Raw genomic sequence first — 14,697 nt, forward strand, 5'->3', positions numbered from 1 at the left:
GGCATGGCGACACGTGAACTGGCGGCGTTCCTGCGGTCCCGGCGGGACCGGATCAAGCCCTCGGACGTGGGACTGCCCGGCGGCGGGCGCAGGCGGGCGCCGGGGCTGCGCCGGGCGGAGGTCGCGCTGCTCGCCGGGATCAGCCCCGACTACTACATGCGGCTGGAGCAGGGCCGGACGGTCCACCCGTCCCCGTCGGTGCTGGACGCGCTGGCGCGGGCGCTGGAGCTCAACGACGACGAGCGCGGCCACCTGTACCGGCTGGCGGGCGACGAGCCGTCGCCGCGGCCGCCCGCCGACGAGCGGGTGGACCCGAGCGTGCGGCGGCTGCTGGAGGTGATCGGCCCGACGCCCGCGTGGGTGACCAACGGCCGGCTGGACGTCCTGGCGTGGAACCCGATGGCCGCGGCCCTCTTCTGCGACATCGCCGAGCTGCCGGAGGGGCGGCGCAACATGCTCCGGTACGCGCTGTGCGACCCGCGCGCGAGGACGTTCAACGTCCACTGGGAGGAGGTCACCCGGCACGGGGTCGCGCAGCTGCGCGCGGCGACCGGCCGCGACCCGGGCGATCCGGCGACGCGGGCCCTGGTGCGGGAGCTGGCGGAGAGCAGCCCGGAGTTCCGCGACTGGTGGGAGCGGCAGGACGTGAAGGGCCCGGGCATCGGCCGCAAGGAGTACCTGCACCCGGTCGTCGGCCGGCTCTCGCTCGACTACATCGGGATGGTCCTGCCCGGGACCGTGGACCACCAGTTCGTGACGGTGACGGCCGAGGAGGGCTCCCCGTCGGAGACGGCCCTGGCCAAGCCGGCGGCGCAGCTCGGCTGAGGGGGCCGGCGGCGGGCCGGCCCCCTCGCGCGGCCGTCAGTTGATCAGCTGCGGGACCTTCCAGGGGTTGTCGTCGCGCAGCGGCGGCGGCAGCAGGTCCTGCGGCCAGTTCTGGTACGTGACCGGGCGCAGGAACCGCTCGGCGGCCGCCGTGCCGACCGAGGTGGTCGCCGGGGTCGTGGTGGCCGGGAACGGGCCGCCGTGCTGCATGGCGTGGGTGACCGAGACGCCGGTGGGCCACTGGTTCCACAGCACGCGGCCGCTGCGCTCGGCCAGCACGCCCGCCAGGTCGGCCAGCCCGCCGGTCTCGTCCGCCTCGGCGTGCAGGGACGTGGTGAGCTGGCCGGGGAGCTTGGCCAGCACCTCGGCGACCGCGCGGAGGTCCTCGTAGGCGACCACGAGGCCGAGCGGGCCGAAGCACTCCTGGGCGGCGGCCTGGAAGTCCGCGGCGAACGCGGCCAGGTCCATCGCCAGCAGGCGGGGCGCTGCCGAGCCGTCGGCCGGCCAGACCAGGCGCCGGACGCCGGGACGCTCGCCGAGGGCGTCCGCCGCCGACAGGAAGCCCGCCTCGATCCGGTCGTTCAGCATCGGGGCCGCCGCGACCTCGCCGATGAGCTCCGCGATGCGGTCCACCAGCCCGTCGCCCGCCGGGACGAAGAGGATGCCGGGGTTGGTGCAGAACTGGCCGGCGCCCTGGGTGACCGACCCGACGTACCCCTTGGCGATCTCCTCGGCCCGCGCCCCGGCCGCGCCGGGGGTGACCACGACGGGGTTGGTGCTGCCGAGCTCGCCGTAGAACGGGATGGGCTCGGGACGCTCGGCGGCGATCTTCGCCAGGGCGAGCCCGCCGCGCTCGGAGCCGGTGAACGCCGCGGCCTTGACGCCCGGGTGGCGGAGCGCGTCCACGCCCTCCTGCTCGCCCTCGACCAGGCCGAACACTCCGTCGGGCGCGCCGGCGTCCTTGAGGGCGGCGGCGACGATCGCGGCCGTCCGGCGGGACAGCTCCGGGTGACCCGGGTGGGCCTTCACCACGACCGGGCAGCCGGCCGCCAGCGCCGAGGCGGTGTCGCCGCCCGCGACGCTGAACGCGAACGGGAAGTTGCTCGCCGCGAACACCAGCACCGGGCCCACCGCCGTGCGGTAGCGGCGCAGGTCGGGGCGCGGGCCGGTGGGCCAGTCGGGGTCGGGGCGGTCGATGCGGGCGTCGTACAGGCCGCCCGCGCGCACCTGCTCGGCGAACAGCCGGAGCTGGAACGTGGTGCGGGTCAGCTCGCCGTTCAGCCGGGCGCCGCCGAGGTGCGACTCGGAGTCGGCCAGCGGGACGAGCTCGGCGCGCGCCGCCTCCAGCGCGTCCGCGGCCGCCTCCAGCGCCCGTGCCCGGTCCTCCGGCGGCGCCGCCGCCCACGCGTCCGCCGCGGCGACGGCGGCCGAGACCGCCTGGTCCGTCGCGCTCATGCGCTGCTCCCTTCGTCGATGCCCCGGCGGCTCTCCACCGAGTTCCGGTAGCCGTACAGGCCGTACACGATCAGTCCGAGCGCCATCCAGCCGGCGAACCGCGCCCAGGTCACCCAGTCGAGGTTGGAGATCAGCCACACCGAGAAGCCGATCCCGACCAGCGGCACCAGGGGCACCAGCGGGGTGCGGAACGAGCGCGGCAGGTCCGGCCGGGTCCTGCGCATCACCATGATGGCCGTGGCGACCACGATGAAGGCCGACAGGATGCCGATGTTGGTCAGGTCGGCCACCTCGCGGATCGGCAGCAGCCCGGCGATGACCGCCGAGCCGACGCCGACGAGCCAGATCACCCGGGTGGGGACGGCGCGCCGCGGGTGGTTCTTGGCGAAGTACTTCGGCAGCAGCCCGTCCCGGCTCATCGAGAACCAGACGCGGGTGACCGCCAGCATGTTCGCCATCGCGGAGGTCGCCACGCCCAGCACGGCGCCGACCGCGACGATGGTGCCGAGCCAGGCCAGGCCGACCGACGCGAGGCCGCTGGAGAACGGGCTCTTGACGTCGATCTCCCGGTAGTCCTGCATGCCGATCATCACCAGGCAGACCAGGATGTAGATCACCGCGGCGATGCCGAGCGAGATCATGATGGCCTTGGGCAGCACCTTCTTGGCCTCGGCGCTCTCCTCGGCCGCCGCGCTCATCGCGTCGTAGCCGTACACGGCGAAGAACGTGGTCGCCGCGCCGGTGATGGCGCCGCCGAGGCCGAACGGCAGGAACGGGGTGTAGTTCCCGCCCGAGATGTGGAAGGCGCCGGCGACGATCACCAGGGCCACGATACCCAGCTTGACGACGACCAGGATGGTCTCGAAGCGGGCGGACTCCTTCGTCCCGCGCGACAGCACGAAGGCCAGCAGCAGGCACAGCGCCGCCGCGAACAGGTCCACCTTGTGGCCGGCGCCGGTGCCGGGCGCGCCGAGCGCCCAGGTGGGCAGGTCGAGGCCGATCTGCTCGCACAGGTACGACAGGTAGCCGGAGATCGCGATGGCGACGACCGCGACGATCGCGGTGTACTCCAGCAGCAGGTCCCAGCCGATCGCCCAGCCGACCACCTCGCCGAGGGTGGCGTACGAGTAGGTGTAGGCGGAGCCGGCCTTCGGGATCATCCCGGCGAACTCGGCGTAGCAGAGGGCGGCCGCGCTGCTGGCGATGATCGCGATCAGGAACGAGATCATCACGCCGGGGCCGGCGTCGTCGTGCGCGACCACGCCGGCGAGCGAGAAGACGCCCGCGCCGACCAGGCCGCCCAGGCTGAGGGCGACCAGCTGCCAGAGGCCCATCGTGCGGCGCAGGCCGCCCTCGGTCTCCTCCTCCGAGGAGTCGATGGGTTTGAGGCGGAAGAGCTTGGATCGGGTGAACAGTCCCCCGGACGGGGCCCGTTGGGATCGGCTTTCTGGCATGACTCGGGACAAGGGGGGCCTCCCGCGTGGATGAGAAATGACAGAGAAGGTGCGGACCGGCCTCAGGGGTCGCGCGAGTGCGGTGGGCCGGGACCTGGAAACGCGCCCCTAGAGGACGAAACCCTCGGGAAAGGGATCGGCGGGGTCGAGCAGGTAGTTCGCCGTGCCCGTGATCCACGCGCGCCCGGTGAACTCCGGCAGGACGGCGGGCAGCCCGCCGACCTCGGCGGTGCCGACCAGCCGGCCGGTGAAGCGGGTGCCGATGAACGACTCGTTCACGAACTCGGAGCGCAGGGGCAGCTCGCCGCGCGCGTGGAGCTGCGCCATCCGCGCCGAGGTGCCGGTGCCGCACGGCGACCGGTCGAACCAGCCGGGATGGATCGCCATCGCGTTGCGCGAGTGCCTCGCGTCCGAGCCGGGCGCCAGGAACTGGACGTGCTTGCACCCGCCGATCCCGGGGTCCTCCGGGTGGACGGGCCGGTTCGCCTCGTTGATGGCCGCCATGATGTCGAGCCCGGCCCGCAGGATGTCGTCCTTGCGGGCCCGGTCGAACGGCAGCCCGAGCGCGGCCAGCTCGGTGATGGCGTAGAAGTTGCCGCCGTACGCCATGTCGTAGCGCACCTCGCCGAGCCCGGGCACGGTCACGGCCGCGTCCCGCTCGAGGGCGAACGAGGCGACGTTGCGCAGCGTGACGTGCTCGGCGGCGCCGTCGCGGACCGCCACGCGGGCCTCGACAAGGCCCGCGGGCGTGTCCAGCCGTACGACGGTCTCCGGCTCGGTGACCGCCACCATCCCGGTCTCGACCAGGACGGTCGCGACGCCGATGGTGCCGTGCCCGCACATCGGCAGGAACCCGCTCACCTCGATGTAGAGCACGCCCCAGTCGGCGTCCGGGCGGGTGGGCGGCTGCAGGATCGCGCCGCTCATCGCGGCGTGCCCGCGCGGCTCGTCCACCAGGAAGCGGCGCAGGCCGTCCAGGTGCTCGATCGCGTACCGGCGGCGCTCGGCCATGGTGGCGCCGGGGATCGGCGCCACCCCGCCGGTGACCACGCGGGTCGGCATCCCCTCGGTGTGGGAGTCGACCGCGCTGATCGTACGGCGCGCGCGCATCAGCCGTTCCGGTTCTTCAGCGCGTCGATGGCGCGGGCCATGTCGGCGGTGACGCCGGCGCGGTGCTCGTCGACGAGCGGGCCGCGCGGCGGGCGGCACGGGCCGCCGTACCGGCCGACCTGCTCCATGCCGAGCTTGATCGCCTGGACGAACTCGGTGCGCGAGTCCCAGCGGAACGCGGCGACCAGCGGCTCGTACAGGGCCCGGGCCTCCTCCAGCCTCCCGGCGGTGGCCAGCTCGAACAGCTCGGCCGACTCGGCGGGGAACACGTTCGGGAACCCGGCGAACCAGCCGGTGGCGCCCATCAGCAGCGCCTCCAGCGTCACGTCGTCGGCCCCGGCCACGATCTCGATCCCGGGCGCCTTCTCCTTGATCTCCAGGATCCGCCGCACGTCGCCGGAGAACTCCTTGATCGCGACGATGTTGTCGATCTGCGCGATCTCGGCGACCAGGTCGGGGGTCAGGTCGACCTTGGTATCGATCGGGTTGTTGTAGATCATGACGGGGAGGCCGACCGAGGCGACCGCCTCGTAGTGGGCGATGACCTCGCCGCGGTTGGCGCGGTACATGGTCGGCGGCAGGCACAGCACGCCGTCCGCGCCGTCCTCGGCCGCGATCTCCGTCCAGTGCCTGGCCTGGTGGGAACCGGGGCCGTGCACGCCGACGACCACGACGCCGTCGGCGCCGACGGTCTCCACGGCGGTGCGGGCGACGCGGCGGCGCTCCTCGTCGGTCAGCGACGAGTACTCGCCGAGCGAGCCGTTGGGGCCCACACCGCGGCAGCCGCTGTCGACCAGCCAGCGGCAGTGCTCGGCGAACCGGTCGTAGTCGACCGCCAGGCCCGCGGGCGCGGAGGCGTCCTCGTAGTACGGCAGGGCCGTCGCCACGATGACGCCGCCGAGGCTCTCGACCTTCTTCTCACTGCTCATCGGGCGTTCTCTCTCTCATCAGGGGGTGAATCGGTGGTGACGGGAGGGGTGGCGAGCTCGCCCAGCCGGATCGGCTGGGCGAGCGGTCTGTGGTGGGGCGTGGCCGCGGCCAGCCCCTCGGCGGGGCGCCCCGGCGCGCCGGCGGCGCGGCGGGCCAGCAGCTCGGCGACGGTCGGCCCGCAGATCCGGGCCTGGCACGGGCCGAGCCCGGCGCGGGTGCGCAGCTTCACGGCCCGCGCGGCGCCGCCCGCCCGGTCGCCGGCCGCCGCGCACAGGGATCCGTACGAGGTCTCCTCGCAGCGGCACACGACCGTTCCGGAACGCAGCCAGCCGGGCCAGGCGCCGCCGATCGGGTGCGCCGCGGCGAGCCGGGCGGCGAACCTGGCGCCCCGCTCGACGCGCGCTCGCAGCCTCCGGGCCTCGGGCGCGTCCGCCGCGCCGCCGCCCGCGATCCAGCCGGTCAGCAGGCCCTCGGCGCGGGCCGCGGGGGCGCCGGCGATCCCGGTGATCTCCCCGGCCGCGTGCACGCCGGGGACGGAGGTGCGCAGGTCGCCGTCCACCCGGACGTACGACTCGGCCGCCGAGACGCGCCGCAGCGCGCAGCCCGCGGCGACGGGCAGTTCGAGCTGCGGGATGAAGCCGTGCGAGACGCACACGGCGTCGGCCGGGACGGTGCGCTCGGTGCCGGGGACGGCCGACCAGTCGGCGCGCAGCCGGGCGGTGACCACCTCCTCCACCCGCCCGTCGCCGCGGGCCTCCACGACGGCGCGGCCCATCCGGTACGGGACGCGGTGCCGGGCCAGGAGCGCGCCGTACTCGGCCAGCTCGGCGGCCTTGCCGCCCTGGGCGGCCAGCTCCCAGGGGCGCCGCCCCCAGCCGCGCAGCACCGTGCCGTACGGGTTGGCCTCCAGCACCTCGCGGACGCGGGAGCCCGCCTCCAGCAGCGACGCGGCGACCGGCAGCAGGAACGGGCCGGAGCCGGCGATCACGACGTCGTCGCCGACGGCGAGGCGCTCGCCCTTGGCCAGGGCCTGGGCGGCGCCGGCGGTGAACACCCCGGGCAGCTCCCATCCGGGGAACGGCAGCGCCCGGTCGTGCGCGCCGGGCGCCAGCACGAGCGCGTCGGGGGCGAGCGCGTGCCGCGCGCGCCCGTCCCCGTCCGCGGGGCCGCGCAGGACGTGCACCCGCGGCGGCCGGTCCTCGCCCGCTTCGGAACGTTCCAGCGACCAGACCGTGCTCTCGGCCCACCACGCGCACCGGGGGTGCCCGAGGACGTGCTCCCGGAGGCGCTCGAAGTCGTCCCATCCGTGGTGCAGCAGTCCCGGCCGCTCGGCGGCGAACGCCTCCGGCAGCATCCGGTGGTACTGGCCGCCGGGCGCCTCGGCCGCGTCGATCAAGGTCACCCGGGCACCGGCGCGCAGCGCGGCGGCGGCCGCCGCCAGCCCGGCGGGCCCGGCCCCGACGATCACGACGTGCCGCGTCATCGGGCCTCCTCCGTGCGCGCGCGGGCCCGGCCCGCCGGCCGGCGCCCCGCGATGATCGCCTCGGGGCGGGGCATCAGCGCTCCTCCCCTTCCGCGCGGGACTGGGTGGTGACGGTGTCGCCGTCGGCGGCGCGGCGGCGGCAGGCGCGGACGTCGCGGGCGCCGTTCACCGTGACCAGGCAGTCGAAGCAGACGCCGATGCCGCAGAAGACGCCGCGCGGCGCCCCGGAGGGGCCCTCGCGCCAGGAGCGGCGGCCGGAGGCGAGCAGGACGCCCGCGATGGTCTGGCCGGCCACGCCGTCCAGCGGCTCGCCGTCCACCGTGATGGTCAGCGGGGTCTCGGTGCGCCCGACGGCGTCGGTCCCGGCCCGTACGAGTCGCGGGCTCATCGGTTCTCCCCCTCGGGTACGGAAGCGGTCCCGCCCAGGACGGCGGGGCGGTCGGCGCGGAACGGGGCGGGGTCGATCCCCGGGGCCCGGCCGTGCAGCAGGTCCGACAGGACGCGGGCGGTGCCGACGGACAGCCCGATCCCGGCGCCCTCGTGCCCGCTGGCGTGCCAGAGGCCGGCCAGCCGCGGGTCGGCGCCGATGACCGGCAGATGGTCGGGGACGTACGGGCGGAAGCCGCCGTACGCGCGCATGACCGGAACGCCCGCCAGGCGGGGGAACAGCCGCAGCGCCTTGGCGGCGATCGCCGCCAGCACCTCGGGGCGCAGCCGGTCGTCGAAGCCGACCCGGCGGCGGGACGAGCCCAGCAGGATCGTCCCGGCGCGGGTGGACTCGACCACGGCCGAGGTCTGCAGGTCGCCGGCGCCGCTGCCGACCGCGCCCACGTAGTCGGCGTCGTAGACCTTGTGGAAGACGGTCGGCGGCAGCGGCGCGGTGACCAGGACCTCGCCGCGGCGGGGGCGCACGTCGACGGGGGCGCCGAGCCGGGCGGCCAGCGCGCCCGACCAGGGGCCGGCGGCGTTGACGAACGCGTCGCCCCCGACCAGGCCCAGCGAGGTGCGCACGCCGGTGATCCGGCCGCCGGCGGTGACCGCGCCGAGGACCTCGCAGCCGGTGCGCAGCTCCGCGCCCGCCCGCAGCGCCGCGGCCAGCAGCACGCCGGCGGCGCCGGCCGGCTGGACCTGGGCGTCCTCGGGGTAGGCGACGGCGGCGGTCGTGTCGCGGGTCAGGTACGGCTCGGCCGCGGCGAGCTCGGCGGCGTCCATGGGCCGGGCGTCGACGCCCGCGGCGCGCTGGGAGGCGGCGAAGCGCTCCAGCTCGCGGGCGCCGTCCGCGGTGGTGGCGACGACGATGCCGCCCTTGGGGTCCCACTCGGCCGCCGCCGCGTCCCCGGCGCCGTCCAGCACCTCCGGCCACAGGCGGCGGGAGAGCCTGGCCAGCTCCAGCTCGGGGCCCGGGCCCTTGTCGGACACCAGGACGTTGCCCTCGCCGTGCGCCGTGGTCGCCGCCGCGGGGCCGCCCCGTTCCAGGACGGTGACAGCGAGACCGGCGAGCGCCAGCTCGCGCGCGCAGGCCGCGCCGACGATCCCGGCGCCCAGCACCACAACCCGCACGCAATCCTCCCGACATCGTTCGTTAAACCGAACGACGCCGAGGCTAGAACGGTGACCCGAACGGTGTCAATGGGGTGCCCTCAGGGAGAGTCCGCCAAACAGGCCGGATGCCCTACTGAGGAATGAAGCCGCTGGTCAGTGCGGTACTGCAGCAGCAGAACCGACCGGACGGGGCCGTCCAGGGCGATGTAGCTGTGCGGCAGCCGGGCCTCGAAACCGACGTAGTCGCCCGGCCCGAGCTCGACCTCCCGGTCGTCCACCCGAACGCCCAGGCGCCCCGCCTGCACGATCGTGTGCTCGGTGCCGACATGGCCGAGCGAGTCCTGGCGGGAGTCCGCGCGGACCCGCTGGTCGTACACCTCGAAGATCGCGTCACCGGACTCGATGCCGCGCAACGGCCGCAGGTCCACCCCCTCCCCGCGCAGCACCTCGACCTTCGCGGCGCGCACCACGGTCATCCCGGACGGGCGGCGCGGATCGAGCAGGTCGGAGATCGGCACCTCCAGCACCCGGGACAGGCTGAACACCGTCTCGATGGTCGGATTGCCCGCGCCCGCCTCCAGCTGGGACAGCGTCGCCTTGCCGATCTTCGAGCGGCGCGACAGCTCCGACAGGGACAGGCCCAGCTCGGTGCGGGCGCGCCGCAGGTTCGCCGCCAGCATGTCGCGGACCGAACCCGCGGCCGGCGCCTCGCCGATCTCCGTGCCACCGGCGCCACCGGCGCTACCGGTGCCACCGAAATCCGTGCCGGCGTCCTCTGCCATGTGTCCTCCGCGGTCTACCCGAGATCATGTTCGCTTTACCGAACGAGGCTACCGGGCCCTCCGCCGCGGGCCGACCCCGCCCGGCCCCGGTCAGGCCGGGCGCCTGGACACCAGCGTCAGCACGTCGTACCTGGCGACCGAGGCGCCGTCCTGGTTGGTGACGTCGGTGTCCCAGCGCACCTCCCCGTAGTCCGCGCCCTCGCGCGGCGAGATCTCCTTGGCGGTCAGCGTGACCGTCAGCTCGTCACCCGGGTAGACGGGGGTGAGGAAGCGCAGGTTCTCCAGCCCGTAATTGGCCAGGACGGGCCCCGGCTCGGGCGAGACGAACAGGCCCGCCGCGAACGACACCACCAGGTAGCCGTGCGCGACCCGGCCGCCGAAGAACGGGTTCGCCCGGGCCGCCTCGTCGTCCATGTGGGCGTAGAAGGTGTCGCCGGTGAACTCGGCGAAGCGCTCCACGTCGTCCAGCGTGACCGTGCGGGGCCCGCCGACGGCGGTGTCGCCGGGCCGCAGGTCCTCCAGGTACTTGCGGAACGGGTGGACGTCGGTGACCGTGCGGTCGGTGCCCGGGACCCAGCGCCCGGTCAGCGCCGTGAGCATGGCCGGGCCGCACTGGACGGCGGTCCGCCGCATGTGGTGCGCGACCCCGCGCAGCCCGCCCAGCTCCTCACCGCCGCCCGCGCGGCCCGGGCCGCCGTGCACCAGCGCGGGCAGGGGCGAGCCGTGCCCGGTGGACTCCCCCGCGTCCTCGGCGTTCAGCACCAGCAGCCGGCCGTGCCACGGCGCGGCGCCCAGCACCACCGCGCGGGCGAAGTCCGGGTCGGCGGTCACCACCGAGCCGGCCAGGCTGCCCCGGCCGCGCGCCGCGAGCTCCACGGCGTGCGCGGCGTCCCGGTACGGCAGCAGCGTGCTCACCGGGCCGAACGCCTCGACCTCGTGCGGCTCGGCGCGGTCCGGATCGCCGGCGCGCAGCAGGACCGGCGACATGAACGCGCCCCGCCCGGCGTCGGCGCCGGCGACGTCCACCGTGTCCGGATCGCCGAATACGGGCCGGCCCGCGTCCAGCAGCGCCTTCAGCGAGCGGCGCACCTCCTCGCGCTGGGCGAGGCTCGCCAGCGCGCCCATCCGCACCTCCGGGACGGACGGGGCGCCGACGACCACCTTCGACAGGCGCTCCCGCACGGCCTCGGCGACGTCGTCCAGCAGCGCCCCGGGCACGAGCGCGCGCCGGATGGCGGTGCACTTCTGCCCCGCCTTCACGGTCATCTCGGCGACCAGCTGGTCGGCGTACAGCTCGAACTCGGTGGTGCCGGGCACCGCGTCGGGGCCGAGGACCGAGCAGTTCAGCGAGTCGGCCTCGGCGTTGAAGCGCACCGACCGGCCGGTCACGACGGGATGGGCGCGCAGCCGGCGCGCGGTGCCCGCCGACCCGGTGAAGGCCACCACGTCCTGCTCGGTCAGGTGGTCGAGCAGGTCGCCGGCGTCGCCGCACAGCAGCTGGACGGTGCCCGCCGGCAGCAGCCCCGACCCGGCGATCAGCTCGACCAGCCGGGCGGTGAGGTACGCGGTCTGGCCCGCCGGCTTGATCAGGCTCGGCATCCCGGCCAGGAACGCCGGCGCCAGCTTCTCCAGCGGCCCCCAGACGGGGAAGTTGAACGCGTTGATCTGGACCGCGACACCGGGAAGCGGCGTGCACAGGTGCCGTCCGACGAACGTGCCGCCCTTGCCGAGCGGCTCCACCTCGCCCTCCAGCAGCACGGTGTCGTTCGGCAGCTCGCGCCTGCCCCTGCTCGCGTACGCGAACAGCACCCCGATCCCGCCGTCGACGTCGAACTTCGCGTCGCCCAGCGTCGCGCCCGTGCGGGCCGACAGGGCGTACAGCTCCTCGCGGTGCTCGCGCAGGTGCGAGGCGAGGGCCTTCAGCAGCGCCGCCCGCTGGTGGAACGTCAGCTCGCGCAGCGCCGGGCCCCCGATGGAGCGCCCGTACTCCAGGGCGGCCGCGCGGTCGATCCCGGCCGCGGAGATCCGGGCGACCTCCTCCCCCGTCACCGCGTCCGCGAGGGGTGCCCCCTCGTCCGCCGGCATCTGCCAGGAACCCGACACATAGCTGCGCAGCACGACCACCGGGACCTCCTCGTCCGCACCGTCGCGACCGCCTCGTCGCGGCCGGACGTCCAGGATCTAACCTTTCACCGATCCCGGTGGTTCACGCCTCGCGGAGTTGACAGGTACCGGCCCGCCTTCGATGTATCCGCCGGCCCGGCGCGCGGTGCACCGGGCGCCCGCTCAGTCGTACGGGGCGAGGTGCACGGCCGAGCGGGGCGGGCGCCAGAACAGCCGGACGGTGCAGCCGGATCCGCTGGACCGGATCTCCAGCCGCTCGGTCAGCTGCCGCGCCAGCCAGATCTCGTCGCCCGGCCGGGCGCCCAGGCCCGGCGGCCGCAGCCCGATGAACGGGTCGGCCACCCGGCCGCCCTCCTGCTGGAAGTCGCACACCAGCGCGCCGGGGTCGAGCCACACGCGGACCCGCGCCGGGCCGCCCACCTGGGACAGGTAGGTCCCGACCTCGCCGGCGGCGGTGGCGGCGTCGGCGGCCGCGGCCATCCCGAGCGCGGCGGCCCGGCCGGCGACGAAGTCGCGCAGGGGCCGCAGGTCGTCGGCGAACACGAACTCCTGCACCCCGTCGGGGGCCGGGGGCAGCGGCGCGGCGGCGTCCCGCTCGCGCGCGTAGGCCACCGGATCGACGTAGCCGGGGCTGTCGACGCTCTTGCGCCCCTCGACCATCGACGGATGGGTGCGCCGGGCCTCGGCCAGGATGGGGCCGGGCACGACGCGGGCGTCGTACGGGCAGATCATCCACATGTCCGTGCCGGCGAGCGCGACGTTGAGCCCGGACTCCATCCGCTGCCAGGCCGCCACGTCGCGCTCGGCGCGGCCGGTCCAGATCGGCTCCGCGATGATGCGGACCCGACCGCCGCGCCGCCGGGCGCGCCGCCAGTAGCGGTGGAAAGCGGCCACCCGCTGCGGGGGGCGGCGGCCGAAATAGGCGGATTCGGCGAATTCCGCCTCGCCCGCTCGATCACCGAGCGCGCCGTCGATCAAGCCGATATTGGCGGCCGTGCTGGCGACCAGGACCGGATCGCCGGCGTCGATCCCGTCCTCGATGAACGGCAGTGCCATGTCCAGGAATTCGGCGTCGGATCCGTAAACCGATCCCTGGTGCAGAAGGGTCCCCGCCGGCGCGCTCATCGTGTCCCCCCATCGACCCACGTGTCGCCGGACGGCTCGCCGTGCCCCTCTCCGCCGGGCCCCGGATCCGGCCATGGATCCGGCCACGGCTCCCGGTCGTGCCCGGCCGGTTCGGGCCCCATCCGGAGCTTCTCGACGTCGTCCCACCCGGCCAGCTCGATCAGCCGGCGCAACCGGGACGGCAGCGGGGCCAGCACCAGTGTCAGCTCTCCGTCCAGCGCGTTCGCCGCGGCGGCCAGCACGCGCAGGCCGCCGAGGTCGATATGGCGCAGCCTGCTCAAATCGACGTGCAGGTCCTGCCGTGCCCGCCCGACCGCGGTCTGCAGGACCTGGGAGAACGCCGCGCGCGTGCCGGCGTCGACCTCGCCCTCGACCCGCAGGCCGGGAGGCGCCGTCACACGGGTGATCCGTAGCCTTCCGTCATCGAACTCAGCGCTCACTGCCCTACCTCCGCAGTTAGCATGGCATTTCCGCCCCCGCCCCGCAGGCCTTTCGGAAAAGCGCCCGAACGCCGGGGCGATCTTTATTAGATGTCCAGAAATATCCCGATTTCGCAATGGCGGTGCGCCCTCACGGAACCGGCACATGGACCCGCGGGATTCCTTTCCGAATGCTAATCTCGCTCCTTCACCGCATGCGAAACCGCAGGTGCCACACATGCGCATGATCGACACAGGCGCCGGGCACGAACCCGGCGCGTCACCCGGACCGCCCCCCGAGCGGCCTCCCGAGCGGCCTCCCGGGCGCCCCGTCCAGGAGCCCGCGGCCGAAGCGCCGCGACAGCCCCCGCCGCTCGAGGTCGAGACCGGCGGGCGGCGCCTGCTGCTCCGGCCGGACGGCAGCCCGGTCATCTTCTGGAGCTGCCGGCCGGCCGGCCCCGCGGGCGGCGGCGCCCGGCCGGAGCACCGCATCGGCGTGCTGGGGCCGGTCGACCAGTGGGACCTGACCGGCGGCTGGTCGGCGGCGGTCCACCCCGAGGACCGCGAGCGCTGCGTGGCCTCCTACCGCGACGCCGAGGCCGAGCGGCGCCCGTTCGAGCTGCAGTACCGCCTGCGGCGGCCCGGCGGCGGCTACGGCTGGGTGCTCCTGCACGGTTTCCCGTGCTACGACGCGGACGGGGAGTTCGCCGGCTACTTCGGCACCAGCATCGACATCACCGGCTTCCGCCGCGACCACGAGCGGCAGCGGCTGCTCGCCGACGTCGCGACCGCGCTCGACACCTCGCCGTCGCTGACCGCGCGGCTGCGGCTGGCGGGCCAGCTCCTGGTGCCCGGGTTCGCCGACCTCTGCGCGATCGAGCCGCCCGCCCCCGGGCCGACCGGCGCCGCGGGCCGCGCCTCCGCGGCCCGCCCGCTGGTGCTGGCCGACTCGACCCGGCCGGCCGGCGCGGGCGCGCTGGACGAGTCCGCCGTGCAGTCCTGGCTGGAGGAGGCCTGGGGCCGCGCCGACCCGGCGGGGCCCGCCGCACCCGACGAGCCCGGCCCGGTCCGGCCGCGCACCGGCCGGGACAGGGTCTCCTCGGCGCCGCTGGTGGCCGGCGGCCGGCTCATCGGCACGCTGCGGATGCGCCGCGCCGCCGCCCGGCCGCCGTTCAGCGCCGAGGACGACTACCTGGTGGAGGAGCTGGCGCGCCGGCTCGGGCTGCATCTCGACTACGCCCGGCTCCTGGGCATCGAGCGCGCCGCCCGCGCCAAGGTGGAGCGGGCGGCGGGCCGGGCGGCCCGGCTGCAGCGGCTGGCGGCCGAGCTGTCCAGCGCGCTGACCGCCGACCAGGTCGCCGCCGTCATCGCCGCGCACGCCCAGGCCGCCACCGAGATCGACGCGCGGGTCACCGTGGTCGGCCTCGGCGGCGCCCCCGGCGCCGGGC

13 protein-coding genes are annotated in these 14,697 nt (G+C 75.5%); 2 read left to right on the forward strand and 11 right to left on the reverse strand.

The window, feature by feature from the left end:
- Positions 1 to 3 precede the first annotated feature (3 nt).
- Positions 4 to 825 carry a helix-turn-helix transcriptional regulator gene (locus tag AB0881_RS36875; RefSeq protein ID WP_366624793.1) on the forward strand — a complete coding sequence of 274 codons (822 nt, stop codon included), beginning with the start codon at positions 4 to 6 and terminating at the stop codon, positions 823 to 825.
- Positions 826 to 861: 36 nt separating this feature from the next.
- Here AB0881_RS36875 and AB0881_RS36880 read toward each other — a convergent pair whose 3' ends face one another.
- The 11 genes from AB0881_RS36880 to AB0881_RS36930 all read right to left on the reverse strand — a co-directional run bounded on the left by AB0881_RS36880 (position 862) and on the right by AB0881_RS36930 (position 13,228).
- The gene (locus tag AB0881_RS36880) at positions 862 to 2,280 is read right to left on the reverse strand and encodes an aldehyde dehydrogenase (NADP(+)) (RefSeq protein ID WP_366624795.1); all 1,419 of its coding nucleotides are present in this window, start codon (positions 2,278 to 2,280) and stop codon (positions 862 to 864) included.
- Positions 2,277 to 3,734 carry an amino acid permease gene (locus AB0881_RS36885; RefSeq protein ID WP_366624797.1) on the reverse strand — a complete coding sequence of 486 codons (1,458 nt, stop codon included), beginning with the start codon at positions 3,732 to 3,734 and terminating at the stop codon, positions 2,277 to 2,279. Before AB0881_RS36885 ends, AB0881_RS36880 begins: the two co-directional genes overlap by 4 nt.
- A gap of 108 nt (positions 3,735 to 3,842) precedes the next feature.
- On the reverse strand, positions 3,843 to 4,844 hold the full coding sequence (locus AB0881_RS36890) for a proline racemase family protein (protein WP_366624798.1): 1,002 nt from the start codon (positions 4,842 to 4,844) through the stop codon (positions 3,843 to 3,845).
- A complete protein-coding gene (locus tag AB0881_RS36895) occupies positions 4,844 to 5,773 on the reverse strand; it encodes a dihydrodipicolinate synthase family protein (RefSeq protein ID WP_366624800.1) in 930 nt (309 codons plus the stop codon). The genes AB0881_RS36890 and AB0881_RS36895 overlap by 1 nt, the downstream gene beginning before the upstream one ends.
- Positions 5,770 to 7,257, reverse strand: a complete 1,488-nt coding sequence (locus tag AB0881_RS36900; RefSeq protein WP_366624802.1) for an NAD(P)/FAD-dependent oxidoreductase — start codon at positions 7,255 to 7,257, stop codon at positions 5,770 to 5,772. The genes AB0881_RS36895 and AB0881_RS36900 overlap by 4 nt, the downstream gene beginning before the upstream one ends.
- Before the next feature lie 73 nt (positions 7,258 to 7,330).
- The gene (locus tag AB0881_RS36905; protein ID WP_366624803.1) at positions 7,331 to 7,645 is read right to left on the reverse strand and encodes a (2Fe-2S)-binding protein; all 315 of its coding nucleotides are present in this window, start codon (positions 7,643 to 7,645) and stop codon (positions 7,331 to 7,333) included.
- On the reverse strand, positions 7,642 to 8,817 hold the full coding sequence (locus AB0881_RS36910) for an FAD-binding oxidoreductase (RefSeq protein ID WP_366624805.1): 1,176 nt from the start codon (positions 8,815 to 8,817) through the stop codon (positions 7,642 to 7,644). The genes AB0881_RS36905 and AB0881_RS36910 overlap by 4 nt, the downstream gene beginning before the upstream one ends.
- Positions 8,818 to 8,897: 80 nt before the next feature.
- Complete coding sequence (locus AB0881_RS36915) at positions 8,898 to 9,581, reverse strand: XRE family transcriptional regulator (RefSeq protein WP_366624807.1); 684 nt, start codon at positions 9,579 to 9,581, stop codon at positions 8,898 to 8,900.
- A gap of 90 nt (positions 9,582 to 9,671) precedes the next feature.
- Positions 9,672 to 11,705 carry a phenylacetic acid degradation bifunctional protein PaaZ gene (paaZ, locus tag AB0881_RS36920; RefSeq protein WP_366624809.1) on the reverse strand — a complete coding sequence of 678 codons (2,034 nt, stop codon included), beginning with the start codon at positions 11,703 to 11,705 and terminating at the stop codon, positions 9,672 to 9,674.
- A 162-nt stretch (positions 11,706 to 11,867) separates the two neighbouring features.
- Positions 11,868 to 12,905: an MEDS domain-containing protein gene (locus AB0881_RS36925; protein ID WP_366624811.1), complete on the reverse strand. Its 1,038-nt coding sequence runs from the start codon at positions 12,903 to 12,905 to the stop codon at positions 11,868 to 11,870.
- Positions 12,827 to 13,228 (reverse strand): STAS domain-containing protein, encoded by a 402-nt coding sequence (locus tag AB0881_RS36930; RefSeq protein ID WP_366624813.1) that lies wholly within the window; start codon positions 13,226 to 13,228, stop codon positions 12,827 to 12,829. Before AB0881_RS36930 ends, AB0881_RS36925 begins: the two co-directional genes overlap by 79 nt.
- A gap of 259 nt (positions 13,229 to 13,487) precedes the next feature.
- Between AB0881_RS36930 and AB0881_RS36935 the strand changes: the two genes are divergently transcribed.
- Positions 13,488 to 14,697, forward strand: a 1,210-nt coding sequence (locus tag AB0881_RS36935; RefSeq protein WP_366624815.1) for a PAS domain-containing protein, incomplete at its 3' end; no start/stop codon positions are given.

The sequence above is a fragment of the Spirillospora sp. NPDC029432 genome (assembly GCF_040703975.1).
Classification (GTDB): domain Bacteria; phylum Actinomycetota; class Actinomycetes; order Streptosporangiales; family Streptosporangiaceae; genus Spirillospora.